Here is a 23714-nt window from a genome sequence, read left to right as displayed (position 1 = left end):
TGTTCCTGGAGGTGAGGTCTGGCCGCTACTTCTCGGTGTCCCGCTCGAACCGGAAGCCGACCCCACGGACCGTCACCAGTCGGCGTGGGGCGCTCGCGTCGTCGCCAATCTTGCGGCGCAGCCAGGACACGTGCATGTCCATGGTCTTGGAGGAGGCCGCACCGGCATCGCCCCAGACCTGCTCCGCCACCGTCTCCCGGCCGACCACCTCGCCGGCGTGCTCCAGCAGCAGCTGCAGCAGCGCGAACTCCTTGTTGGTGAGGTGAACTTCCTCGCCATCAACGTACGCGCGGCGAGACGCGACATCGACTCGTACGCCCGCGGCGGCCAGCTCACCAGCGGCCGAGCGGCGCAGCAGGGCCCGTACCCGCGCGAGCAGCTCAGCCAGCCGGAACGGCTTGCCGACATAGTCGTCCGCGCCAGCGTCCAGGCCCACCACGTAGTCGACCTCGTCGCGGCGGGCGGTCAGCATCAGGACCGGGAGAGTGGAACGCGCGCTACGCAGCCGCCGGCAGACCTCCAGCCCGTCCATCTCGGGCAGCCCGAGATCCAGGACGAGCAGGTTGGCGACCCCGGACAGTGCGCTCTGCAGAGTGGACGGCCCATCGGACCGGACGATGACGTCATGGCCTTCCCGCTCAAGTGCGCGGGAGAGCGGCTGGGCGATGGCGGCGTCATCTTCCGCCAGCAGGACGGTGGACACGGTCACACCCTACATTCGTTCGTGATCATTTGCGTCTCCGCAGATCATTCGGGTTGGTCGAGCTTTACCACGGGTGAGCTCGGACGAAAATTCCCAAAGTCCGGAATATCATCGTCGAATTCCTCTTCATCCTCCTCTTCGGCGGCTCTTTTCTCTTCTTCTTCCATCAATTCATAAAGAATTGTTTGCACATCGCGAGCTCTGGGCAGGTCCACCAGGGTGAGCTGGCCGCTCTCGCCGTCCTCAGTGCCAGCTCGTACGACCAACGTCCCACACCGCAGCATCCGCCCGAGGATCGAACTCGCATAGGCCACGTCCGTGATGTCGGCCAGCGGCAGCTCCCACCGATGGCGCTTGAACAGCCCCACCCGGACAATGATGCGCTCGCTGGTGAACACCACATGCGTGGTCAACCACCGCACCACCCGGCGCCCGCTGAACCACCCAATGAACGCGATCGCCGCCAGCGCTATAAGGACCTGCAACGACGGGTAGCGCAGCGCCCCGATCCCGTACGACGCCACCCCCACCGTCGCCAGCAGCACCAGCACCGCCGGCGTCAACGTCTTCCAATGCGGGTGAAGATGCAGGACGACCCGCTCGTCCTCAACCAGCAGCCGCTCCGGAAACCGCACAGGTCGACGCTAGCGACCCCAGCCCCCACACCCCAAGCGAGGGTGACGTTTCGGGGCCGGAATGCCCCATTTTGTCACCCCGCAACGTCATCCTCGCGAAGGCCGCACGTGCGTGACGTCTCCCGCCGAAACCGCCGTGAGCGCGCCACCGTCTCCCCGCACCACCAGGCGCCCATCCTCGTCAACATCGACGCCTTCGCCCACCAGCTCCCGGCCGTTGGGCAACTCCACCCGCACCCGCTGCCCGACGGTCTGGCAGAACTCCTGGTACGCCGACCGCAGCCCGCTCTCGTCCGGATCGCCACCCGCGTCCCGCCATCGTTCGTAGTCAGTGGCGATCTGGCGCAGCAGCGCCCGCAGCAACGTGTCCCGATCGGTGTTGGCGGCGCCAGCCAGCCGCAGCGAGGTGGCCGGCAGTCCCGTACGTACGGGCAGCTCATCGGCCGTGTTCGTGACGTTCAGCCCGATCCCCAGCACCACCGCGGCCTCGTCGCCAGTGCCGATCACCTCGGCCAGAATGCCCGCCACCTTCCCGAAACCGGGCCCGTCCGGCTCACCGGCCAGCAGGTCGTTCGGCCATTTCAGCGCCATCGCAACCTCGGCGACCCGGCCGATCGCGCGGGCCGCCGCGACCCCGGCCAGCAGCGAGAGCCAGCCCCACCGGGTGACCGGCACCGGCGCCGGGCGCAGCAACATCGAAACGCTGATGCCGGCCCGCGGCGGGCTCACCCAGCTACGGTCCCGCCGGCCGCGGCCGGCGCCCTGGAAGTCGGCGGTGATCACCAACCCCTCCGGGGCGCCTTTCCCCGCCGCGGCGGCCACATCCGCGTTCGTCGAGCCGGTCTCGCCGACTACCCGTACGTCCGTCCACAGTGGACTGCCAGGGCCGGTGGTACGGGTCAGCGCGCGGCCCAACCCGGTCTCGGACAGCGGCGGCCGGTCAAGATTCGCGTACAAGCTCACCCCGCAACCCTGCCACCCAGCCCTCGTGGCGGTCAGACCGCCGCCGTACCCACCTACGACAGCCCTCACCGTGCGTACGCGCTCCCTGTCTGGGCTGAGCGTCGGAGTGGCCCTCGCCGAAATGGGGTGTGGCGAAGGTCGCTGCCGGTGGCCGGCCAGGGCAGCGGTCAGCAACTAGTGTGACGGGTGCGTCTTTATGCCCGGTGTACGTGACCGGCAGGCAAGCCTTGGAGGGTGTTTGTGAGCGCTGAACAGGTGGCCGAAGGCCCGGCGGACGCGGTCGGGGCGGACCAGGTGCCAGCCGGGATCGACATCCACACGACCGCCGGCAAGCTGGCCGACCTGAAGCTGCGCGACGACGACGCTGTGCACGCGGGGTCCGCTCGCGGTGTCGAGAAGCAGCACAAACGCGGCAAGCAGACCGCTCGCGAACGGGTCGAGGCGCTGCTGGACGAGGGCTCGTTCGTCGAGTTGGACGCGCTCGCGCGACACCGCTCGACGGCGTTCGGGATGTCCGGCGAGCGGCCGTACGGCGACGGCGTGGTGACCGGCTACGGCACCGTCGACGGGCGGCCGGTCTGCGTGTTCGCGCAGGACTTCACGGTCTTTGGCGGCAGCCTCGGCGAGGTCTTCGGCGAGAAGATCGTCAAGGTGATGGACCTGGCCGCCAAGACCGGCTGCCCGGTGATCGGCATCAACGACTCCGGCGGCGCCCGCATCCAGGAAGGTGTCGTCTCGCTCGGTCTTTATGGCGAGATCTTCTTCCGAAACGTACGCGCCTCCGGGGTCATCCCGCAGATCTCGCTGATCATGGGCCCGTGCGCCGGCGGCGCGGTCTACTCGCCGGCGATCACCGACTTCACCGTGATGGTCGACAAGACCTCGCACATGTTCATCACCGGCCCGGACGTGATCAAGACGGTCACCGGGGAGGACGTGGAGTTCGAGGAACTCGGCGGCGCGCGCTCACACAACAGCAAGTCCGGCGTCGCGCACCACATGGCGCCGGACGAGGCCGAGGCCATCGACTTCGTCAAGCAGTTGCTCGGCTTCCTTCCCAGCAACAACCTGGACGAGCCACCGTCGTACGAGGTCGACTCCGACCTGGCGGTCACCGACGAGGACCTCGAGCTGGACACGCTGCTCCCGGACTCGTCCAACCAGCCGTACGACATGCACATCGTCATCGAGCACATCCTCGACGACGGCGACTTCCTGGAGATCCATCCGCTGTTCGCGCCGAACATCCTCTGCGGCTTCGGCCGAGTCGACGGTCGTTCGGTGGGGGTGGTCGCCAACCAGCCCACCCAGATGGCCGGCACGCTGGACATTGACGCATCCGAAAAGGCAGCGCGGTTTGTCCGTACGTGCGACGCCTTCAACATCCCGGTCCTCACTTTCGTGGACGTGCCCGGCTTCCTGCCCGGCACCGACCAGGAATGGAACGGCATCATCCGGCGCGGCGCGAAGCTCATCTACGCGTACGCGGAAGCCACCGTCCCGAAGGTCACCGTCATCACCCGCAAGGCGTATGGCGGCGCGTACGACGTGATGGGCTCCAAGCACCTGGGCGCGGACATGAACTTCGCGTGGCCGACCGCGCAGATCGCCGTGATGGGCGCGCAGGGCGCGGTCAACATCCTCTACCGCTCGGAACTGCGCGAGGCCGGTCAGCCGGATGAGCTGCGGACCCAGCTGGTCACCGAATACGAGGACCACCTGGCCAACCCGTACATCGCCGCCGAGCGCGGCTACGTCGACGCGGTCATCCCGCCGAGCACCACTCGAGGCACGGTGATCAAGGCTTTGCGGTCGCTGCGCGGAAAACGCGAGACGCTGCCGCCCAAGAAGCACGGGAACATCCCGCTGTGAGCCGGCCCCTGCTGCGGATCGTACGAGGCGAGCCGACCGCCGAGGAGGTGGCCGCGGTGACCGCGGTGGTGGCCGCCCTGTCGGTCTCCCGGCCGCCGGCACCGTCGCGCCAGCGTCCTTTGTGGACGGACCGGACGGGGTTGTTGCACGCTCCGGCGATGCCGGGGAAAGACCGCTGGCGTGCGTCCGGCCTCCCTGGCTGAGAATTTGCCGATGCATAATGTCAATTTTGCCGGAATCCCGACAGAACCGGTTCAGGACCGACTACCGTCAACAGGTGTGACGACCGTGCCGCCCCTCCTGATTCTCGCCTCCGCATCGCCAGCCCGGCTGACCACCCTGCGCAATGCCGGGATGGCGCCACAAGTCAGGATTTCCGGTGTCGACGAGGACGAAGTCGCCGCTTCGCTGGATAATCCGACCCCGCCCGAACTGTGCCTCGCACTGGCCACCGCGAAGGCCGAAGCGGTCGCGTCCACTGTGGACAGTGGCTTGGTGGTGGGCTGCGACTCGATGTTGGAGTTGGCGGGCAAGGCTTACGGTAAACCAAAAACCGCCGAAGTGGCCCGCGCCCGCTGGGCCCAGATGGCCGGAAATGCCGGCTTGCTGCACACCGGCCACTGCGTGATCGACGTGGCCACCGGCAAATCAAGCGCGGACACCGCGACCACCGCGGTCCGGTTTGGTACGCCCACCGAACAGGAACTGGAGGCGTACGTTTCCAGCGGCGAGCCGCTCGCGGTGGCCGGCGCTTTCACCATCGACGGGCTCGGCGCGATCTTCATCGAAGGCATCGACGGCGACCCGCACAACGTGGTCGGAATTTCGTTGCCCTTGTTGCGCCGACTGTTGCACGACCTGGGCGTGCCGATCACCGATCTCTGGCAATTGCCCGACTGAGCCGACTGTTATCAAGGATAAGAGCAACGAAAATCGGTTGCCCGTTTCCGTACCGTACCAATGATGAGTACAAATGAGGAACGGATGCGGCGGAACCAGCACGCCTGGAATCTGCGCACCGCCGCCCACCTGGAGTCCGATTTCTACGACGTGGCCTCCTTCAAGGCCGGCGGCAGCTCGCTGCGCCCACTGGAGCTGGCGGAGTTGGGAGACGTACGGGGAAAATCGCTGCTCCATCTGATGTGCCATTTCGGGATGGACACGCTGTCCTGGGCACGAATGGGCGCGGAGGTGACCGGCGCGGACTTCTCACCGGACGCGATCGCGAAGGCCCGCGAGCTTGCCGCCGAGGTCGGCGTCGACGCGACTTTCGTGTGTGCGAACGTCTACGACCTGCCTGAGGTGCTGGAGGGCACGTACGACATCGTGGTGATGACGTACGGCGTCCTCTACTGGCTGCCGGACCTGGTCGCCTTGGGCCGGGTGGTGGCGCGGTTCCTGAAGCCGGGCGGGATTTTCTCCGTGATCGAGTCGCATCCGATGAACGGTGTCGCCAGCTGGGTTGACGACCACCTGGAGGTCACCGGCCGCTATTTCCGCGAAGGCCGCGGCGAGTACGAGGTCACCGAGACGTATGCGGACAGTCGACCGCTGCCGCCGCACCCGGAGTCGACCTGGCCCTTCACCGTCGGCGAGCTGGTGACCGCGCTGGCCACCGCGGGCCTGCGGGTCACCCGCGTGCGCGAGCTGCCGGTGGACGTACGCCAGCGCAACCCCGAACTCGTCCAGGACCAGGACGGCTTCTGGCGCCTCCCCGGCGACCCACTCCCCCTGATGCTCACCCTCACCGCCACCATCCCCTAAATCTCAGTAGGAGTGTGGTTAGCGGAGGATGTCGACGAGGATGTCGGTGAGCAGTGCCGCCTGGGTGCCGGTCGGGTCCAGGTCGGGGTCGAAGATGGTGATTTCCAGGCCGGCCGCGCCGGGCAGGGTGAGCAGGCCGCGGACCAGGTCGGTGAGCTGTCGGCGGTCGAGGCCGCCCGGAGTAGGCGTGTCGACGGCGCCGAGCACCGAGGGGTCGAGGATGTCGGCGTCAATGTGCAGCCAGAAGCCGTCGAGGTCAGGGCGTACGAGCACCTCGGCCGCGGCGGCGAGAGTGGCATCGGTGCCGTCGGCGATGATATGCGCGCTCGTACGCATCCGGATGCCGGTCTCGACGAAATCGCGCAGATCGTCCTCGTCACGGGCGCCGAGCTGGACAACGTCCTCATCCCGTACGTACGGCTTCAGACCGTCGATGTCCACCAGGTAGCCATCGCCGCGGCCGGTCACCAGCGCCAGGTCCTCGCCGGCCGCCGAGCCCACATACGGCGAGTTGGCCGGCTCACGGAAATCCGTGTGGGCGTCCACATATGCCAGCCCAAAGCGGCCGTCCCGGCGCAGCGCCAGCATCGGTCCGAGCAGGATCGAGCAGTCACCACCGAGCACCACCGGGAAGTCGCCGGCCCGCCGGACCACGGCCAGCCGATCGGCGAGTTTCCTCGCGTAGTCAGCGATCGCGGGCCCGTTGCGGACGCCGTCGCCAGGCTTCCAGGTGGCCACATAGCGCGGCGGGACGACCGCGCCCGCGTCCTTCGCGCCGAGCCGCTCCAGCAGCCCCGCGTCCCGCAGGGCCCATGGCGCCTTGTACGTCCCGGGCACCACGTCCCGCGCCGGCGGCCGAAGCCCGAGATTCGACGGCGCGTCGACGAGACTCAACCGCTTGTCACGAGTTAAAGTGTTCATAGCCCTGACGATAGCAGAGGAGACGCCCAGATGCGCTCGGATGACGCCCGCCCGTACGCGGAGACCGGGCTGGTCGCGCTCGACCTGGCGAACACCTGGGATGAGTACTTCGAAGATCCCGAGCGACTACCCGACGAGGCCGCGTTGCGGCGGTTCTGCGCGGAACTCTCGGAGGACTATGCGCCCGGCTCACTGGCGGCCGTACTCGCGCTGCGAGCGCAACTCCGCGAGACGGTGACCGGGGAAGCGGCTGCTCGTACGCGTGCGTTGGCAGATTTTGCCTCGCGCTTACCGATAAAGCCAGTCGTCGGCACATCTTCGGGCGTCCCAACGCTGAGACTCGTGGCTGAGGCTCCTGATTTGGCTCCGCGGCTGGGCGTACGCGCTGTCGGGGAGCTTATGGACCTCGCCGCGGCCGGCAAGTGGGAGCGCATTCATCATTGCGCCGCTTCGCCGTGCCGGGACGTGTTCGTCGACGAAAGCCGGCCGGGACGCCGCCAGTTCTGCTCGACCACCTGCGCCAATCGCGTACACGCGTCCACCTCCCGAGCCCGCCGGAGCGGTTAGGTCATTCAAGGAGGTGCGGCTTCCAAGCGCGATCGCTTGCACCTGCGGGCGTTGTGGCACCTTGTAGCACACAGGCGTGTGCTCAGCTCATGGCTTCGGGTTCACGTGAGATCACGCAACGCGAACTCAGGAACGAGTCGGGCGCAATCATGCGCGCGGTGGAAGGCGGCAAGTCTTTCACCGTCACTCGGAACGGAACGCCGATCGGACAGTTGATCCCGCTGCAGCGGCGGGTTTTCGTCGGTCGCGACGAAGTGCTCGCCGCGTTTGCTGATGCACCGTTCGTCGACGCCGACCAGTTCCGGGCAGACCTCGACGCCGCGGTTGACCAGGATCTGCCCGACCGTGATTGGTAGCCGCGGTCTGATCGATACGAACATCGTCATCCACCTCCCCAGACTCAAGCCAGCGGAGCTACCTGCCGAACTCGTGATCAGCGCAGTGACCCTGGCCGAACTGTCCGCAGGGCCGCATCACGCTCTCGACCCGATAGAACGGGCGCGTCGCGTCAACATCCTTCAGCGCGCCGAGTCGACCTTCCATCCGCTCCCCTTTGACGGACCAGCAGCCCGAGCCTTTGGTCAGGTCTGCGCTGCCGAACTCACAGCCGGCCGCAAACCGCCCCGTCGCATAGCCGACTTGATGATTGCCTCCATTGCCTTGGCGAATCGACTGCCCCTCTACACCACAAATGCGGATGACTTTTCCGCGCTCACCGACCTGATCGAGATCGTCGCGATCAGCCGACCAAACTAGAACTCGAGCGCTAACGCGGCTGCAGGGACGCGACGATCGGCGCCAGATAGAGCTCGGCGATGCGACGGCGGCCGGATGGGGAGTCGATCGGCAGAACCGTGTCGCGGGTGAGGACAAGCGACAGCACGTTGCGGGCGATCAGCTCGGCCACGCCCTCCACGTCCTCGTCCGGCAAGGCCAACCGGCCAGCGGCGATCTCGGCCCGGATGTGGCCGGCGATCCAGCCGCGGGCGGCGGCCAGCACATCGCCGGCTTTCACCGTCAACAGAGGCAAAATCAGCTCAGGCTCGGTGCGTAACAGCCGGTTGAGGACCTTGTGGCCGCGGAGGAATTCGAGGCAGAACACCAAACCCTCGACCAGTTTGGCGTCCGGGGTCGACTGGGCGGCGAGGACGGCGTCGACCTTGGTCAGGAAGCGCCGCAACTCGCGCATCAACAGCGCATTCAGCAGTAAGTCTTTTTTGGGAAAGTAACGGTAAACAGTGACCCGCGAGACGCCGACCCGGCGGGCGACCTCGTCGATCGTGAAACGCCGGAGGCCAAAGTCCTCGGCTTGCTCGAAAGCCGCGCCGAGGATCCGCTCGGCGGTCGCGTCGTCCGGCAGCTCGGCGGCCAACGCCTGCTGGAGCAGGTCCTGTTTCGTGCCGCGAACGCGCATTCACCCAGCGTACGCGCTGACAACTGAACTCAGAGTGTTACATGTGTTTCGGTGGTTCGGATGGCTCGTACGAGCGTCTCGCGAGCCACCGCCAGCTCGTCGGCCCGCTGGTCCAGCTGCTCAAGCTGGCTGCGCATCCGGTCGAGTACACCTGGGCACGCGGCCAGCGATCCGTCCTCGCGGGCACACGGGATGATGTGCCGGATCACCCGAGTCGGCAGGCCGGCCGCGAGCAACGACCGGATCTGCCCGACCACGCGCTCAGCATCGTCGGCGTAGTCGCGATAGCCGTTGGCGAGCCGATCCGAGGACAGCAGCCCCACCCGCTCGTAATAGCGCAACAAACGCTCACTGGTGTTCGTACGCCGAGCCAGCTCACCGATCAGCACCTGATGCTCCCCCCGTTCGCTTGACCTTCCCACCAGGTCAAGGCGCGACGGTGGTGCCGCATTCCACGAGCGCGACACGTCGTACGCGGCGGAACATTCGCGCAGCTCAGCGGCTTTACATATTGACGAAGTTTGTTACATGCGTTTCACTGGTGAGTATGACGAAGGTCGCAGATCGGGAAACCACCGCCCAACGGCTGCTGACCGGTTCGGTCCGCCGCTCGTACGACCCGGACATCGACATCGACTGGGACGCACCGCTGGTCGAGGGCAAGTATTTCGCGCCACCAGCGACGCTCACGCTCTACGCGACGCCGCTCTGGGACCGGTTGACCGAAGAGCAACGCATCGAGCTTTCCCGCCAACAGACCGTCAACGCGGTCAGTGTGGGCATCTGGTTCGAGAACATCCTCAACCAGTTGCTGCTGCGGATGACGTACGAACAGGATCCGACCAAGCGGCACGTGCACTACGCGCTGACCGAGTTGGCCGACGAGTGCCGGCACATGACGATGTTCGGGCGGCTCATTGAGGCGCTCGGCGAGCGACCGTACAAACAGGGTTTCGTGCTGCACAACCTCGGGCGCGTCCTGCCGCTGGTCCTGCGCGGGCCGTCGGTGTGGGTGGCAGCGCTGATCGGCGAGGAGATCTTCGACTCGATCCAGCGCGCCACCATGCACGACGAACGGTTGCAGCCGCTCGTACGCCAGGTGATGAGCATCCACGTGATCGAGGAGGCCCGGCACATCAGGTACGCGCGCGAAGACACCGTCCGGCGGCTGGAGCGCTCGCCTTGGTGGGTTCGTGAGCTGTCTCGCCTGGTCGTGGGCGCCGGCGCGCTCCTGCTGCAGACCGTGCTGGCGCGGCCGGAGATGTACAAGCGGGCTGGTCTGGACGTACGCGAGGCCCGCAAGGCCGCCCGCACCAACGCGCATGCCCGGCAGTTCCGGGCCGAGGGTTTCGAGCGGTTGCGGAGTTTTCTCGCCGAGCAGGGCCTGATCGGCGGCCCGACGCGGGTCTTCTGGCACCTCGCGCACGTACACCCCGACGGCACCGAAGTACGGCTCCTGGGGCCGTCCACCTAGACAGTGGCGCGGCCGCACCTGGGCTCCTACGGTGGTTTTATGGATGCTGGTGGGTGGGCACGCGGTCGACGCGATTTCCGGGCGTACGCTCGAATCCTTGAATCCGTACATCGGCGTGCCCTGGTCCGTCGCGCCGGACCCGAGGCCGTCAACTCGGCGAGTGCTCAAGAATCACTTGAGTCACAGGGATAACTGGCGGGTTCGAATAGCGAGACGCCAATCCCGAAATGTGGGACGAAGTCCGGTCGGCCGCACTCCGTGGTGACCAATGGGACCCCTGAGGTCAACTTTCACCGCCAGTAACCGGATTCTGCGAATACCGCCGCCACCTATGTCCGATTGTAACGATGTTGCCCAACCTGGCGCCCCAAAATCGGCAACAACGTCACGATCGGACATACCCCCACCCAGTACCCGGCCACCCACAGTCAAAGCCGCACCCCACCCGTCGACCCCGTTCTTCCTTGAGGCTCCGCCCGAAGGGCACCCCACCCACCCACTGCACAATCGGAATCCGATTGCGCAGCTCTACACAGGGTGCGGCGCGAAACTGTCGTACCCCTCCGGCAGATTTGCCCCCACCCAGTGACGGGTGGGGGGCGGGTTCGAGGACCAATGTTCAACTAAAAATTAAAGTCCACCTCTCAACCCACCCCCCGCCCGTTCAAAGGGAGGGGGGAAAGAAAAACAGACACCTACGACAATTTCGCGCCGCATGGCGATCTGGGGCGATCGGTGCGCTGAGGGCAACGGGAACAACCGCGACCGATATGGAGGTTGGCCCGAGGAAGGCATCACACCGAGCTGGAGGTACGAGAAGATGGTTGCTGACCTGGGCCGGATCGGACTGTGGAGGGGAAGCTTCCTGCTGGGCGATGACCCGGCCGCGCTCGCCGAGACCGTGGCCGAGTTGGACGAGTTGGGTTACGGCTCGTTCTGGCTGGGCACCGCGAAGGGTGATTTGGAGCAGTCCGAGGCGATCCTGGACGCGACCAAGAAAATGGTGGTGGCGACCGGGATCGTGAACGTCTGGACCGAGCCGGTCGAGACGGCCGCGGCCGCCTACCACCGGGTGGTCGCGAAGCACCCCGGTCGGCTGTTGCTGGGCATCGGCGCTGGTCACCGCGAGATGACCCAGGTTTACCAGAAGCCATACGACGCGCTGGTGAACTACCTCGACGCACTTGACGCGGCGAAGGTGCCGCTGGAGGACGTGGCGCTGGCCGCGCTCGGGCCGCGGGTCACCAAGCTGGCCGGCGAGCGTACGCGTGGATCGCACCCCTATTTCACCACGCCCGAGCACACCGCCCAGGCCCGCGAGATCCTCGGCACCGGGCCGCTGCTGGCTCCCGAGCAGAAGGTCATCCTGGACACGAACCCGGAGACGGCTCGCGCGCAGGCCCGCCAGACGCTGGGCTTCTATCTGGGCCTCGCAAACTACCGGAACAGCTTCCTGCGGCTCGGTTTCACTGAGGACGAGCTGGCTGACGGCGGCAACGACCGGCTCGTGGACGCCACCATCGCGTGGGGTGACGTGGAGACGGTTGGCCGGCGGATCACGGAGCACCTCGACGCCGGCGCCGACACCGTGGGCATCCAGGTCCTCACCGAAGGCACCGCACTGCCCATCAAGGAGTGGCGTGACCTCGCCGCACTGATCGGCTAAGTCTCTGCTTGTCCCGGGGCAGGGTCACATGGCGCACGGCTGAGCAGGATGTCACACGGATCTGTCGGCTCGGCCGTGCGCACATAGACTCCTGCGGAACGGCGAAGGGAGTCGATGTGCGCAAGGTGCTGATCGCCAACCGCGGCGAGATCGCGGTACGGGTGGCCCGGGCCTGCCGGGACGCCGGGCTGCTGAGTGTCGCGGTGTACGCGGACTCGGACCGCGACGCGATGCACGTCCGGTTGACGGACGAGGCGTACGCGCTGGACGGCGACACCGCGGCGCAGACGTACCTGCGGATCGACAAGCTGCTCGAAGTGGCCGCGAAGGCCGACGCCGACGCCGTTCACCCCGGCTACGGCTTCCTGTCCGAGAACGCCGACTTCGCCGCCGCGGTCATCGACGCCGGGCTGACGTGGATCGGTCCCACTCCGGACGCGATCCGCTCGCTCGGTGACAAGGTCGAGGCGAGGCACATCGCCACCGGCGCCGGCGCGCCGCTGGTGCCCGGCACCAAGGACCCGGTCGCCAACGCGGACGAGGTGATCGCCTTCGCTGAGGAACATGGCCTGCCCATCGCCATCAAGGCCGCTTTCGGCGGTGGCGGCCGCGGGCTGAAAGTGGCTCGTACGAAGGAAGAAATCCCCGAGCTGTTCGAGTCCGCGGTACGCGAGGCGGTGGCCGCCTTCGGTCGCGGCGAGTGCTTTGTTGAGCGCTATCTCGACAAGCCGCGGCACGTCGAGGCGCAGGTGCTCGCGGACACCCACGGAAATGTCATCGTGGTCGGCACCCGCGACTGTTCTTTGCAGCGCCGACACCAGAAACTCGTGGAAGAGGCCCCAGCGCCCTTCCTCTCGCAGGGGCAGCGCGCAGAAATCCACACCGCCGCGAAGGCGATCTGCAAGGCGGCCGGCTACCACGGCGCCGGTACGGTGGAATTCCTGGTCGGTGCGGACGGCGCCATCAGCTTCCTGGAAGTGAACACCCGGCTGCAGGTCGAGCACCCGGTCAGCGAAGAGACCACCGGGCTGGACCTGGTGCGAGAGCAGTTTCGCATCGCGGACGGCGAAAAGCTGCGGGTCACCGAGGATCCGGAGCCACGTGGGCACGCTTTCGAGTTCCGCATCAACGGCGAGGACCCGGGCCGCAACTTCCTACCCGCGCCAGGCACCGTGACCAACGTCCACTGGCCGTCAGGCCCAGGCGTAAGGGTCGACAGCGGGATTGAGAGTGCCACCGTGATCGGCGGGAATTTCGATTCCCTGCTGGCAAAGCTCATCGTCGTCGGGGCCGATCGCGAAGAGGCGTTGGCGCGGGCCCGGCGGGCGCTGGCCGAAACGCAGGTCGACGGCATGGCGACCGCGCTGCCTTTCCACCGCGCGATCGTGGCCGACCCGGCCTTCGCGCCGGCTGACCCGGCGCAGCCATTTTCGGTCCATACGAGATGGATCGAGACCGAATTCGACAACCAGATCCCGCCGTACGAAACGGCCGCCGCGACGGACGAAGAGGCAGAGCCGCGACAGACCGTCGTCGTCGAGGTCGGCGGCAAGCGACTGGAGGTCTCGCTGCCGGCGAACCTCGCCGCGGCCGGCGCTGGTACGCCCGAAAAGAAGACCCCCAAGCGCAAACAGTCGGCCCGCGGTGGCACCACGGTCAGCGGAAACGCTGTCACAGCACCCATGCAGGGCACCATCGTGAAGGTCGCGGTCAACGACGGCGACCCGGTTTCGGCTGGCGACCTGATCATCGTGCTCGAAGCCATGAAAATGGAAAATCCGGTCACCGCACACAAAGCCGGCACGATCAGCGGGCTGACCGCCGAGCAGGGCGCCGGTGTCAACAGCGGCGCGGTGATCTGCGAGATTCTGGACAGTTAGTCTTTTCCGGTTCCTTTTCATTCTTGTTAATACATTTCTACGACCGCCGCTTGAGGATTCCTTGAGTTCTCCTGAACCTCACCGGATCGTTGAAATATAAAGAACTTTGCGGCCCCGGTCATTTCCCGGCAAATCCCTCCGGAACGACCGGGGAGAATTTCTTTGCAGGTCACGCAAAAAAGTAAAGCACCGTCACCGAAGCTATTCTGGTCGTATGCTCCTTGACAATGAATGAGCCGGAGTACACCACCCTTCGCATCGGCGACGCCGAGCGCGAAGCGGCTCTTGGTGCGCTCGGCGAGCACCTGGCCGCCGGCCGGCTGACCATGGACGAATATGGCGAGCGCACCACGCGGGCGGCCAGCGCCCAAACGTACGGCGAACTGCTGGCGGTCTTCACCGATCTGCCCGGACCGCAGCCGGCACTCGATTTAGCGGTAGATCTCCGCAAAACCCCCGAAAACGCGCGCCAGCGGCCACTGGGAACCCTGCTGGCCCGCGACCAGCAGCTCGCGCCGCGGATCTTTCACGGCCTCGGCGCGATCGCGATCCTGGTGTGGCTCATCCTGCTGGTCACCGGGCACGGACAGTTCTGGTGGCTGATCTTCGTGCCGGCGATCTTCTACGTCTTCGCCAGCCAGGTCTGGCCATCGGACGCGCGACAGCGCTGTGCGGCGGACCGCGACGACGACGCCCGGCACGGCACCTTCACATAGTCCGAATGGGCCTGGCCCTGACATGACATCTGGCCGAGACGCAGCCCTGGTGGCCGCCGTAGCATGGAGGTCATGACAGCGCCCACTGACCGGGAAAACGTACGCGTCGGCACCACCGAACGCGAGTCGGCAATCGCCGCCCTGGGCGAGCACCTGTCGGCCGGCCGGGTCACCCTCGACGAATACGGCACCCGCAGCGCGGAGGCCACCACGGCGGCCACCCGCGGCGAGCTGATGGCCCTTTTCAGCGACCTGCCCGCGCCGCACCCGCAGCTGGACGACCCAGCTCCAGCCGCGCCGCTGGCGCCGTCGGTGGATCTGGCCAAGCGAGCCGAAAACCTGCCGGTCACGACAAGGCGCGGCAACGGCGACCTCGCGAAGCGAGTGTTCCTCGGGGTGATGGGGGTCAGCTGGCTGATCTGGATCCCCGCGGTGGCCCTTTCGCACGGCTGGGCGTGGTGGCTGATCTTCGTGCCCATCGGCATCTCGTCCTTCGCCAAGAAGGTCTGGGGCTGGGACGACGACAACGACGACCGCGATCGCGACCAGCGCCGCCGCCGCGAGCTTCGCTCCCGCCGCCACGGCTGGTGATGACTCGGGCCTGTCAGAGCAGCGCGACGAGCTCTTTCCACAGTTGCTCGTACGCGCGAGTGCCCGGGCTGCGCGGGGCGAAAGTGGGCAGCGGGGCCCGGTGGACAGCCATCTGCTCGACCGCGGACAGCGCCGGAATGCCGGTCGCGCTCACGTCCGGACGCTCGGACGGGAGCGTCGCGACGATCTCCCGATGCAGCGACTTTCGCCGGTCCACCATCGAAAAGAAGCCGTGCACGCGGGGCTTGCGGCCGACGAAGGTGTCCACGAAACCGACCAGCTGGTCGTACGTCCGCACCGCCAGCACCGTCGGGATGATCGGCACCAGCACCACATCGGCTGCGTGCAACACGTTTTCCGACACCAGCGACAGGCTGGGCGGAGTGTCCAGGAAGACCAGGTCGTACTCACCGGACAACTCGGCCAACAGCCGCTGCAGCACCCTGGTCGGTTTCTTCGCCGACTGCGCGAGGTCGATGTCCATGTTGCGGTAGGTGAAGTCGGCCGGCAACACGTCCAGGCAGTCGAAATCGGTGCCCTTCAAGCCATCGGCGAGGTCGCGGGCGCCGGTCACCAGCCGGGCGCTGCCGCCCTTGACCCGCGGCCGGATCCGGAAGAGGAAGGTCGCGGCACCCTGCGGGTCGAGGTCCCAGAGCAGCGTGCGACGGCCTTCCCGGGCGGCCAGATAGGCCAGGTTGACCGCGGCCGAGGTCTTCCCGACGCCGCCTTTCACGTTGTACGACGCGATAATTCTCACGACAGCAGCGCCTTGATCCTGGCCTGCGTACGCGCCCCGAGAAAGGTGGTGAGTCGGTCAGCCAACTGCTGGCGCGCGAATCGTTGCTGCGCGGCGAAACCGGCGGCGAGCTCTCCCATCGCGAGCAGCGTGACCGCCGGCGGCGGGCCGTCGATCTGCATCCGCTCTGCGAATGTGCGCAGCGCCGCCGCCTGCACCTCACCGTCCTGGAACTCGCCGAGGGTGTCCTGGATCTGTTTCAGATCCCTGACAACCTGCTTGGTCACCTCAGATCCCAGCAGTGGCCCGAAAACTTCCAGCGCGTAGCGAAGTTCCTTGGCACGCTTGCGAAGCGCGTGAACGAGGTCGGACGGAGATTCGGGGGTCAGCGCCCGCGCCTTCTTCACCACCTTCTTGAATCCGTCGCCGACCCGCGCCACCGCAAGCTCATCGACCGACGAACCTTGCGCTGGATCTTCCCTTACGGCCTCAAGGCCTGCCCGCCATTCCTTCAGCAGAAGGGAAAACCGCTGGGTTCGCAGGCCGCGAACGAGCTTGCGCCATTCCAACGTCCGCTGGTGCCGCAGGTAACCGCCGAAAGGGGCGAGGTCAGCCGCGTCGCCAGCGACCAGGCCGCCGGCCAGCGTGGGCAGCTCCAGGAGGTAGACGTCCAGATCGCGGGTCGGGGTGGTGAGGTCGCCCAGCCTTTTGAAGCCCGGCTCCCCGCGAGCCACCAGCCGCGCTGGCAGCACATCGCCGGCCAGTTTCACCAGCGACCGGGTCCGCCGGACGGCGACCCGCAGGTCGTGCAGGAACTCCGTGTCAACGTCCGCGACCACGCCGTCGACATTCGCCTCAAGATCGTCGAGAAAACCCAGCAACGCGGTCGCCACCGCCGCGCTGGCTGACATCGCGGCCGTCACCGCCCGCGGTTTTTCCGCTGGTACGACCAAAGCGAGCAGCTCGTCGGAGTCGGTGCATTCCGCCGCCCGAAACCCACCGGCACCATTGGCGGACACCAGCAACCGGGCGGCCGCCGCGGCATCCCGGTGGTAGCCGCGCAGCGGCCGGATCCGCACCCGCGGCGCCAGCACCGCCTGGATCGGCTCGGTGCCGGCGGCCTCCACCCAGTCGAGCCGGGCGACCGTCTTCTCGTCGGTGTTGAGCAGCGCGACCTCGCGGGTCACCCGGCGTGAGCGGGCCACCGGCGCGACCGCGCGAATCCACATCGCCTCGGCCACCCGGTCCCGCACCGCACCGGCCGGCAGCTCGTCGGCCAACGCCGGAAAGTCGGGGACGGCGCCTAACCGGCACTCAGTACGCTCACCCTCGGCGTCGACGACTACCAGCGCACCTGGCCCAGAGGAATGCTCGTACGACAGCGTCAACCCGGCCTTGCGCAACCGAAAGTCGGCAGTGTCCAGGTAGGTGATCGTGGACGTACGACGGGGGCCGACGACGAGTTCGTACGCCTGCGCCAGCGGCTTCAGGACGGCCAGCACGTCCGGCTCGGCGGCGCGCATCGGGTCGGCGCGCGCGTACAGAGTCAACGCGAAAGGCTCGTTCGTCGTCACCGGCATCCATCGGATTTGGTCGCGCATGGGCTAAGACGCGGCCCAGTCTAGTTCACGGAGAGGTCCGACTGAATTCGTCTTTCGTTAACCTTCTGCATGATCGTCGCCTCCGTCGGCAAGATCTGGCAGCACCGCCCAACCGGGGTCTGACACAAGGCGTCAGGCGACAGGCAGCCAGGTTGGCGAGGGTGCCGAATTCGACAGTCCAGATGCTCACGGGCAGATGGCTGCACCTTTGCCAACTCATGGCACTCTGTACGCCTGACAGTGACACGGTCGCGACCGTTCACCAGAGCCGGTGCGCTGAGAGGACGACGGTTGACCAACGCACAACAAGTCAAGGACGGCCTCTACCAACCACCTGGCCGCCGCGAACGCAAACGGCTCTTCCTGAAACTGTCGTTCCTGCCGCCGATGCTCGCGCTCTACCTGTTCAGCCCGCAGTACAAGCTCGGCAAGCCGGATCCGGTCATCGAGCGGGCACACCGCTGGCGTACGGTCCTCGCCGTCGCCATCGGGGCCGCCGCCGCACTGCCGTACATCGGCAGGCTCGACGCGGCCAAGATCTCCGAGAACTATCTCGGTGACCTGTTCACCACCGGGATGTTCCTGATCCCGCTGTTCCTGGTCGCGCTCGGGATCCTGGCCTTCTTCTGCGGCCCCCGCTGGCGCGCCGACACCATCAAACAGCTGCTTCGCCCGCTCGGGACCGTCGGGATTTTCACGCTGGTGTACGCAGCCTTCTCGTTGATGATCGTCGCCGGGGCACTGGATGTGAAGAAGGACCGGAACCCGGTGCTTACCCTGGTGATCATCCTGTTCGTGCTCTGGTATCTCATCTTCCTGATCAGCAGCGCTTTCCTGGCCGCACGACACCTCTTCAACGCGATCGACGGCAACCTGCTGCTGCCGCCGCTGTTCACCACCCTCGTCGGCTGGTGGCAGATCGTGCAGCGGTTGATCTTCCGGAGCGAATACAAACCGCTCTGGCTGGACCTGCTGCTGGCCCTTGGCGGAGCGCTGGCGCTGACCGCGCTGTCCCTGTGGGAGGTCATACGGTTAGCCCGCCGGGGCGTGACGCTCGCCAGCGGCCCGTACCCGCCGCCTCCGCCACCACCCCCACCACCACGGCCGCTTCCGCCGAATCCTTATGGCGGCTACCCACCACAGCCCTATCCCCCGCAGCCCTACCCGCCTTATCCACCGCAGCCCTATCCACCGCAGCCATACCCGCCCCAGCCGTATCCGCCGCGTCCCGGTCCGTACCCGCCGCCATACCGCCGATGACGTCCATGGCCCGTTCACTGCATTGAGCGCAGTGAACGGGCCATGGACGACAGTGCGGGTTACAGCTCCTTGAGGCTGGAGGCCTTCGACTTGACGGCTTCGGCGGCGGCCTTCAGGCCGGCCAGCTCGTCGTCGGTGAGCTTGGTCTCGACGACCTTCTTGACGCCGCCGGCGCCGAGCTCGGCCTCGACACCCAGGTAGACATCGGAAATCCCGTACTCACCGGTCAGCCACGCGCAGACCGGGAACACCGCGCCGGCGTCCTCGGCGACGGCCTTCGCCATCCGGGCCGCGGCCGCGGACGGCGCGTAGAACGCCGAACCGGTCTTGAGCAGGTTGTTCACCTCGGCGCCACCGTTGCGCGTACGAGTGACGAGCTCGTCGATCTTCTCCGCACTGAGCAGGTCCGCCAGCGGCTTGCCGTCGACCGTGCACTGCGACGGCACCGGCACCATGGTGTCGCCGTGCGAGCCAAGCGTGAGCGTCTTGACGCTGGCGATCTTCACGCCCAGCTCCTCGGCCACGAAGTTCGTGAACCGAGCGGTGTCCAGGATGCCGGCCTGGCCGAACACCCGCTCGCGCGGGAAACCACTCGCCTCGGCGGCCAGTGTGGTCATCTCGTCCAACGGGTTGGAGACGATGATGATGACCGCGTTCGGGCTCTTCTCGGCGATCTTGGTCGTCACGTCGCGGACGATCTTGGCGTTGGTGCCCAGCAGGTCCATCCTGCTCATGCCGGGCTTGCGCGGCAGACCCGCGGTGATGACCACGATGTCGGAGTCTTCGGTGCCGTCGTACGAACCGCCGCCGACGCCCACCACCTTGGTCTCGAAGCCCTCGACCGGGCGGGACTGGTTCAGGTCGAGCGCCAAACCCTCCGGCCGGCCCTCGAGAATGTCCGTCAGCACGACGGTGTCGAAGATGTTGAACTCGGCCAGGCGCTGCGCGGTGGTAGCACCGTAGAACCCGGCCCCCACCACAGTGACCTTCTTGCCCACGAGTCGGACTCCCTTTCCCCAGGTCTCAGGCTGTCAGCCCAGGCTATTCCGGACGCCCGTACGGCCCACCGCCGGGTACCACACGACACCCGCCACACCCAGTGCGGCGCAAAACTGTCGTACCCACCTGAAATTTTGAGCCCCCGCCCTTTGAGAGGGTGGGGGGCGGGGGGCGGGTTTTCGTTACGTACGTAACGCGCGCGCGAGTAAGCGCGCGCTCAGGCGGAGAAGCGTTCGGCGGCTTCAACGACGTTGGTCAGCAGCATCGCGCGGGTCATCGGGCCGACGCCGCCGGGCATCGGGGCGACGAAGCCGGCCACCTCGTACGCGTCCTTCGTCACGTCGCCGATCAGCCGCGTCTTGCCGCCCTCGCCGGACGCCCGGGTGGTGCCCACGTCGAGCACAGCCGCGCCGGGCTTGACCATGTCGGCGGTGATCAGGCCGGGGTTGCCGGCGGCAGCCACCACGATGTCCGCCTGCCGGACGTACGACGGCAGGTCGCGGGTGCCGGTGTGGCACAGCGTGACGGTGGCGTTCTCGGATTTGCGGGTCAGCAACAGCCCGAGCGGCCGGCCGACCGTCACGCCACGGCCGACGACCACCACGTGCGCGCCGGCGATCGGTACGTCATAGCGGCGAAGCAGCTCAACGATGCCGCGCGGCGTGCAGGGCAGCGGACCGTCGACGCCCAGCACCAGCCGGCCGAGGTTCGTCGGGTGCAGGCCGTCGGCGTCCTTGTCCGGGTCGACCCGCTCCAGCACCCGGCCGGCATCGACCCCGGACGGCAGCGGCAGCTGCACGATGTAGCCCGTACAAGCCGGGTCCGCGTTCAGCCCGTCCACCGCTTCGAGGATCTCGTCCTCGGTCGCCGAGCCGGGCAGGTCCACCCGGATGCTCGAGATGCCGACCTCGGCGCAGTCGCGGTGCTTGCCCGCCACATACGCCGCCGACCCCGGGTCGTCGCCGACCAGGATGGTGCCGAGCCCAGGAACACGACCGGCGGCGGCCAGCTTGGCCACCCTGCCGGTCAGGTCCACTCGGATCGCCGCAGCGGTCGCCTTGCCGTCCAGAATCGTCGCAGTCACGGAACGAAACCCTAACGTCGTCAGTGGAAGAAGTGCCGCGTCCCGGTCAGGTAGAGCGAGACGCCGGCTTCTTTGGCCGCCTGGATGACGACGTCGTCACGGATCGAGCCGCCGGGCTGCACGACCGCTCGCACGCCGGCCTCCAGCAGCACTTCCAGGCCGTCCGGGAACGGGAAGTACGCGTCGCTCGCGGCTACCGATCCGGCCACCCGGTCGCCGCCGCGGGCCACCGCGAGCTTGGCCGAGTCGACCCGGTTGACCTGCCCCATCCCGACGCCGACGGTCGCGCCGTCATGAGCCAGCAGGATCGCGTTGGACTTGACCGCGCGGATCGCCCGCCAAGCGAACGCCAGGTCCGCCAGCGTCGCCTCGTCGACCGCGTCACCGGCGGCCAACTTCCAGTTCGCCGGGTCGTCGCCGGGGGCGTCCAACCGGTCGGCGGTCTGGGCCAGGATGCCGCCGGAAATCGGCCGCAGCTCTACCGGCTTGGCGTCGCGTTCCGGCGCGATCAGCACGCGCAGGTTCTTTTTCTTTTCCAGCAGGGCCAAAGCACCGTCTTCGTACGCCGGCGCGATCAGCACCTCGGTGAAGATGTCCGCCAGCTGCTCGGCCATCGCCGCGGACACCGGCCGGTTGCTGGCGACCACCCCGCCGTACGCGGAAACCGGGTCGCAGGCGTGCGCTTTTCGGTGCGCCTCAGCGATATCCGCGCCAACCGCGATCCCACAGGGGTTGGCATGCTTGATAATCGCGACGCACGGGTCTTCGAAGTCGTACGCGGTGCGATAGGCGGCATCACCGTCGACATAGTTGTTGTAGGACATTTCCTTGCCCTGCAACTGTTCCGCCTGCGCGATGCCGGCCGGCGAGTCGTGCTCGACGTAGAGCGCGGCGGCCTGGTGCGGGTTTTCGCCGTACCGCAGCACCGCGGCCCGCTCGCCGGTCACTCCGGTGAAAGCCGGCCAGGAGTTCGCGCCAGGCGCGGTTTCCTCGTCGACCTCCTCGCCGGCGAGCCAGCTGGCGACCGCCACGTCGTACGACGCGGTGTGCGAGAAAGCCTTACGCGCCAACAGTTTCCGGGTCGCGAGGTCAAAACCGCCGGCCCGGGTCGCGGCGAGCACCGTGTCGTACGAGGCCGGGTCGACGACCACCGCGACGCTGGCGTGGTTTTTCGCCGCCGAGCGCACCATCGCGGGGCCGCCGATGTCGATTTGCTCAACCACGTCGTCGCCGGACGCGCCGGAGGCGACCGTTTCCCGGAACGGGTAGAGATTCACCACCACCAGATCGAAAGGCGCGATGTCCAAATCGGACAGTTGCTTACGGTGGTCTTCTCGTCGCCGGTCGGCCAGAATGCCCGCGTGTACGGCCGGGTGCAGCGTTTTCACCCGTCCGTCCAGACATTCTGGGAAACCGGTGACATCACTGATCGGTGTCACCGCGATGCCGGCTTCGGTGATCCGGCCGGCGGTCGATCCGGTCGAGACGATCTGCACGCCCGACTCCGCCAGCCCGCGCGCCAGCTCCACCAGCCCGGTCTTGTCGTACACGCTGATCAGCGCGCGCCGGATCGGCACCTGCTGCCCGCCCGCAATCATGGAATCGTTGCCTTTCTTCCGGTAACCGTCCACCCGTACCGCACCAACCGGCCGACCGTTTCGACCAGCATCTCCCGCTCGGCGACCTTGATCCGCTCATGCAGGGCATCGGTGTCGTCATCGTCCAGCACCGGAACCGCCCGCTGCGCGAGAATCGGCCCGGTGTCCACTCCGGCGTCCACCACGAACAGCGTGCAACCGGTGATTTTCACACCGTATTCAAGAGCGTCCCGGGCACCGTGGATGCCAGGAAAAGCCGGCAACAGCGCCGGATGTGTGTTGATGAAACGCCCGCCGAACTCGGCCAGGAATCCGTCCCCGACCAGTTTCATGAAACCGGCCGAGACCACCAGATCGGGGTCGTACCCGGCGACCACCTTGGCCAACTCCGAGTCCCACTCCGGCCGCGAACCGTAGTCGGCCAGCTGGTGGACAAAAGTCGGCACCCCAGCACGCTCAGCGCGCTGCAGGGCGACGATGCCTTCGCGGTCGGCACCGACAGCGACGACCTGAGCGCCGTACGCCGGATCCCCGCAAGCGTCCAACAGAGCCTGCAGGGTGGTGCCCGAGCCGGACACGAGAACTACCAATCGGGCGGTCAGGGCTGCCCTCCATATGCCGAAACGCGCGAGGTCCAGACTACCGGCCACCGCCGGGGCGGCTCGGCCCGGGCCACTCGTGCCCAACCAGCGGCGCCGGATCCGGGCCGCCAGCCGGCGGCAACCTCAGACTAACGACCGATCTGCTGGCTCGACCGTCCAGCCGCGGTTGCCTATCGAAGCGGCAGAAGACCCGTTTCAGGTCTCAAAGCGCTTGATTCGCCGTCCCCACCAGCCGACGATTGCCGACACCACCGAGTCGTCCGTTGCTGCCGTTTTTTTCTTTTCATGACGCCAAGACGTCGACCCGGTTGGTTCATCCGAAGTTACCTTGGTTTGGGAAAGCAGGAGAATGTGAGCGCTCAGCCAGTACAGCGAAGCAATGCGCAGACCTTAAGCATCATCGCCATTGTTATTTCCGTTTTGTGTTTTCTCGCCGGGCCGATTGTGGGGATTATCCTGTCCCTGAAGGCCCGGAAGAAGGCGGCCGCTTTCGGCGAGCCGGCCAGGCTCCCGCAGATCGCACTGATCGTCTCGGTTGTCTTCGTCGCACTGCATGTGATCGGCATCATCTTCAGCGTGATCAGCAGCCTGCTCGCCGTCCAAGGCGTAGGACACTAGCGTCCTGCCGCTGCGGCGGCAGCAGCGAAGCCGCGAGCCGGATGCAGTAG

General features: G+C 67.0%; 26 protein-coding genes. 14 read left to right on the top strand and 12 right to left on the bottom strand.

Features of this window, described 5'->3' with window-relative positions; translation table 11 throughout:
* Positions 1-25: 25 nt before the first annotated feature.
* The 3 genes from ABD301_RS09370 to ABD301_RS09360 form a co-directional block, all read right to left on the bottom strand.
* Positions 26-703 (bottom strand): response regulator transcription factor, encoded by a 678-nt coding sequence (locus ABD301_RS09370; protein WP_344308962.1) that lies wholly within the window; start codon positions 701-703, stop codon positions 26-28.
* A gap of 44 nt (positions 704-747) precedes the next feature.
* Positions 748-1338, bottom strand: coding sequence for a PH domain-containing protein (locus ABD301_RS09365; protein ID WP_163570517.1), 591 nt, complete (start codon positions 1336-1338; stop codon positions 748-750).
* A gap of 87 nt (positions 1339-1425) precedes the next feature.
* Positions 1426-2301, bottom strand: a complete 876-nt coding sequence (locus tag ABD301_RS09360; RefSeq protein ID WP_344308959.1) for a biotin--[acetyl-CoA-carboxylase] ligase — start codon at positions 2299-2301, stop codon at positions 1426-1428.
* Positions 2302-2556: 255 nt separating this feature from the next.
* On the opposite strand from ABD301_RS09360, the gene ABD301_RS09355 reads away from it, so the two are divergent.
* From ABD301_RS09355 to ABD301_RS09340, 4 genes are all read left to right on the top strand, one after another.
* Positions 2557-4173, top strand: coding sequence for an acyl-CoA carboxylase subunit beta (locus tag ABD301_RS09355; protein WP_425551909.1), 1617 nt, complete (start codon positions 2557-2559; stop codon positions 4171-4173).
* Complete coding sequence (locus tag ABD301_RS09350) at positions 4170-4376, top strand: acyl-CoA carboxylase epsilon subunit (RefSeq protein WP_163570523.1); 207 nt, start codon at positions 4170-4172, stop codon at positions 4374-4376. Before ABD301_RS09355 ends, ABD301_RS09350 begins: the two co-directional genes overlap by 4 nt.
* A gap of 85 nt (positions 4377-4461) precedes the next feature.
* Entirely contained in the window at positions 4462-5073 is a 612-nt protein-coding gene (locus ABD301_RS09345) for a Maf family protein (protein ID WP_344308956.1), read from the top strand.
* Between the two features lie 63 nt (positions 5074-5136).
* Positions 5137-5937 carry a class I SAM-dependent methyltransferase gene (locus ABD301_RS09340; RefSeq protein ID WP_344308954.1) on the top strand — a complete coding sequence of 267 codons (801 nt, stop codon included), beginning with the start codon at positions 5137-5139 and terminating at the stop codon, positions 5935-5937.
* 18 nt (positions 5938-5955) lie between these two features.
* On the opposite strand, the gene ABD301_RS09335 is transcribed toward ABD301_RS09340, so the two are convergent.
* Positions 5956-6858, bottom strand: coding sequence for an arginase family protein (locus ABD301_RS09335; protein WP_344308952.1), 903 nt, complete (start codon positions 6856-6858; stop codon positions 5956-5958).
* A 30-nt stretch (positions 6859-6888) separates the two neighbouring features.
* On the opposite strand from ABD301_RS09335, the gene ABD301_RS09330 reads away from it, so the two are divergent.
* From ABD301_RS09330 to ABD301_RS09320, 3 genes are all read left to right on the top strand, one after another.
* Positions 6889-7425: a CGNR zinc finger domain-containing protein gene (locus ABD301_RS09330; protein WP_163570533.1), complete on the top strand. Its 537-nt coding sequence runs from the start codon at positions 6889-6891 to the stop codon at positions 7423-7425.
* An 89-nt stretch (positions 7426-7514) separates the two neighbouring features.
* On the top strand, positions 7515-7781 hold the full coding sequence (locus ABD301_RS09325; RefSeq protein ID WP_163570663.1) for a type II toxin-antitoxin system Phd/YefM family antitoxin: 267 nt from the start codon (positions 7515-7517) through the stop codon (positions 7779-7781).
* The gene (locus ABD301_RS09320; protein ID WP_279581646.1) at positions 7771-8181 is read left to right on the top strand and encodes a type II toxin-antitoxin system VapC family toxin; all 411 of its coding nucleotides are present in this window, start codon (positions 7771-7773) and stop codon (positions 8179-8181) included. The genes ABD301_RS09325 and ABD301_RS09320 overlap by 11 nt, the downstream gene beginning before the upstream one ends.
* A gap of 10 nt (positions 8182-8191) precedes the next feature.
* On the opposite strand, the gene ABD301_RS09315 is transcribed toward ABD301_RS09320, so the two are convergent.
* Both ABD301_RS09315 and ABD301_RS09310 read right to left on the bottom strand, forming a co-directional pair.
* Positions 8192-8839: a TetR/AcrR family transcriptional regulator gene (locus ABD301_RS09315; protein ID WP_163570536.1), complete on the bottom strand. Its 648-nt coding sequence runs from the start codon at positions 8837-8839 to the stop codon at positions 8192-8194.
* A 29-nt stretch (positions 8840-8868) separates the two neighbouring features.
* Positions 8869-9228 carry a MerR family transcriptional regulator gene (locus ABD301_RS09310; protein WP_163570539.1) on the bottom strand — a complete coding sequence of 120 codons (360 nt, stop codon included), beginning with the start codon at positions 9226-9228 and terminating at the stop codon, positions 8869-8871.
* A 158-nt stretch (positions 9229-9386) separates the two neighbouring features.
* Here ABD301_RS09310 and ABD301_RS09305 point away from each other — a divergent pair, with 158 nt between their 5' ends.
* The 5 genes from ABD301_RS09305 to ABD301_RS09285 all read left to right on the top strand — a co-directional run bounded on the left by ABD301_RS09305 (position 9387) and on the right by ABD301_RS09285 (position 15166).
* Positions 9387-10313: an AurF N-oxygenase family protein gene (locus tag ABD301_RS09305; RefSeq protein WP_344308946.1), complete on the top strand. Its 927-nt coding sequence runs from the start codon at positions 9387-9389 to the stop codon at positions 10311-10313.
* 820 nt (positions 10314-11133) lie between these two features.
* Complete coding sequence (locus ABD301_RS09300; RefSeq protein WP_163570542.1) at positions 11134-11979, top strand: LLM class F420-dependent oxidoreductase; 846 nt, start codon at positions 11134-11136, stop codon at positions 11977-11979.
* A gap of 116 nt (positions 11980-12095) precedes the next feature.
* Positions 12096-13859 (top strand): acetyl/propionyl/methylcrotonyl-CoA carboxylase subunit alpha, encoded by a 1764-nt coding sequence (locus ABD301_RS09295; protein ID WP_344308943.1) that lies wholly within the window; start codon positions 12096-12098, stop codon positions 13857-13859.
* Between the two features lie 227 nt (positions 13860-14086).
* Complete coding sequence (locus ABD301_RS09290; RefSeq protein WP_344308941.1) at positions 14087-14575, top strand: DUF1707 SHOCT-like domain-containing protein; 489 nt, start codon at positions 14087-14089, stop codon at positions 14573-14575.
* A 72-nt stretch (positions 14576-14647) separates the two neighbouring features.
* Complete coding sequence (locus tag ABD301_RS09285) at positions 14648-15166, top strand: DUF1707 SHOCT-like domain-containing protein (RefSeq protein ID WP_344308939.1); 519 nt, start codon at positions 14648-14650, stop codon at positions 15164-15166.
* 13 nt (positions 15167-15179) lie between these two features.
* On the opposite strand, the gene ABD301_RS09280 is transcribed toward ABD301_RS09285, so the two are convergent.
* Together ABD301_RS09280 and ABD301_RS09275 are read right to left on the bottom strand one after the other, a co-directional pair.
* Positions 15180-15923: a ParA family protein gene (locus ABD301_RS09280; protein WP_344308937.1), complete on the bottom strand. Its 744-nt coding sequence runs from the start codon at positions 15921-15923 to the stop codon at positions 15180-15182.
* Positions 15920-17476 carry a CHAD domain-containing protein gene (locus ABD301_RS09275; RefSeq protein WP_163570550.1) on the bottom strand — a complete coding sequence of 519 codons (1557 nt, stop codon included), beginning with the start codon at positions 17474-17476 and terminating at the stop codon, positions 15920-15922. The genes ABD301_RS09280 and ABD301_RS09275 overlap by 4 nt, the downstream gene beginning before the upstream one ends.
* 318 nt (positions 17477-17794) lie before the next feature.
* On the opposite strand from ABD301_RS09275, the gene ABD301_RS09270 reads away from it, so the two are divergent.
* Complete coding sequence (locus tag ABD301_RS09270) at positions 17795-18763, top strand: hypothetical protein (protein ID WP_344308933.1); 969 nt, start codon at positions 17795-17797, stop codon at positions 18761-18763.
* A gap of 59 nt (positions 18764-18822) precedes the next feature.
* Here the strand turns inward: ABD301_RS09270 and mdh are convergent, their stop codons facing one another.
* The 4 genes from mdh to purN form a co-directional block, all read right to left on the bottom strand.
* The gene (gene mdh, locus ABD301_RS09265; RefSeq protein ID WP_344308931.1) at positions 18823-19761 is read right to left on the bottom strand and encodes a malate dehydrogenase; all 939 of its coding nucleotides are present in this window, start codon (positions 19759-19761) and stop codon (positions 18823-18825) included.
* A 218-nt stretch (positions 19762-19979) separates the two neighbouring features.
* A complete protein-coding gene (locus ABD301_RS09260) occupies positions 19980-20846 on the bottom strand; it encodes a bifunctional methylenetetrahydrofolate dehydrogenase/methenyltetrahydrofolate cyclohydrolase (protein WP_344308929.1) in 867 nt (288 codons plus the stop codon).
* 20 nt (positions 20847-20866) lie between these two features.
* Complete coding sequence (gene purH, locus ABD301_RS09255) at positions 20867-22444, bottom strand: bifunctional phosphoribosylaminoimidazolecarboxamide formyltransferase/IMP cyclohydrolase (protein ID WP_344308927.1); 1578 nt, start codon at positions 22442-22444, stop codon at positions 20867-20869.
* The gene (gene purN / locus ABD301_RS09250) at positions 22441-23022 is read right to left on the bottom strand and encodes a phosphoribosylglycinamide formyltransferase (RefSeq protein ID WP_425551903.1); all 582 of its coding nucleotides are present in this window, start codon (positions 23020-23022) and stop codon (positions 22441-22443) included. The genes purH and purN overlap by 4 nt, the downstream gene beginning before the upstream one ends.
* A 375-nt stretch (positions 23023-23397) precedes the next feature.
* Here purN and ABD301_RS09245 point away from each other — a divergent pair, with 375 nt between their 5' ends.
* Entirely contained in the window at positions 23398-23664 is a 267-nt protein-coding gene (locus ABD301_RS09245; RefSeq protein ID WP_344308925.1) for a hypothetical protein, read from the top strand.
* Positions 23665-23714 lie beyond the last annotated feature (50 nt).

It is taken from the genome of Fodinicola feengrottensis (genome assembly GCF_039530045.1).
GTDB classification, from domain to species: domain Bacteria; phylum Actinomycetota; class Actinomycetes; order Mycobacteriales; family HKI-0501; genus Fodinicola; species Fodinicola feengrottensis.
The sequence above is the reverse complement of the archived record's forward strand: the minus strand, read 5'-3'. Positions and strand labels throughout refer to the sequence as shown.

Coding starts and splice junctions, on each gene's coding strand:
- ABD301_RS09315 (WP_163570536.1), bottom strand. CDS start 8,839: ATGCGCGTTCGCGGCACGAAACAGGACCTGCTCCAGCAGGCGTTGGCC.
- ABD301_RS09335 (WP_344308952.1), bottom strand. CDS start 6,858: ATGAACACTTTAACTCGTGACAAGCGGTTGAGTCTCGTCGACGCGCCG.
- ABD301_RS09285 (WP_344308939.1), top strand. CDS start 14,648: ATGACAGCGCCCACTGACCGGGAAAACGTACGCGTCGGCACCACCGAA.
- ABD301_RS09340 (WP_344308954.1), top strand. CDS start 5,137: ATGAGTACAAATGAGGAACGGATGCGGCGGAACCAGCACGCCTGGAAT.
- ABD301_RS09305 (WP_344308946.1), top strand. CDS start 9,387: ATGACGAAGGTCGCAGATCGGGAAACCACCGCCCAACGGCTGCTGACC.
- purH (WP_344308927.1), bottom strand. CDS start 22,444: ATGATTGCGGGCGGGCAGCAGGTGCCGATCCGGCGCGCGCTGATCAGC.
- ABD301_RS09325 (WP_163570663.1), top strand. CDS start 7,515: ATGGCTTCGGGTTCACGTGAGATCACGCAACGCGAACTCAGGAACGAG.
- ABD301_RS09330 (WP_163570533.1), top strand. CDS start 6,889: ATGCGCTCGGATGACGCCCGCCCGTACGCGGAGACCGGGCTGGTCGCG.
- ABD301_RS09290 (WP_344308941.1), top strand. CDS start 14,087: ATGAATGAGCCGGAGTACACCACCCTTCGCATCGGCGACGCCGAGCGC.
- ABD301_RS09300 (WP_163570542.1), top strand. CDS start 11,134: ATGGTTGCTGACCTGGGCCGGATCGGACTGTGGAGGGGAAGCTTCCTG.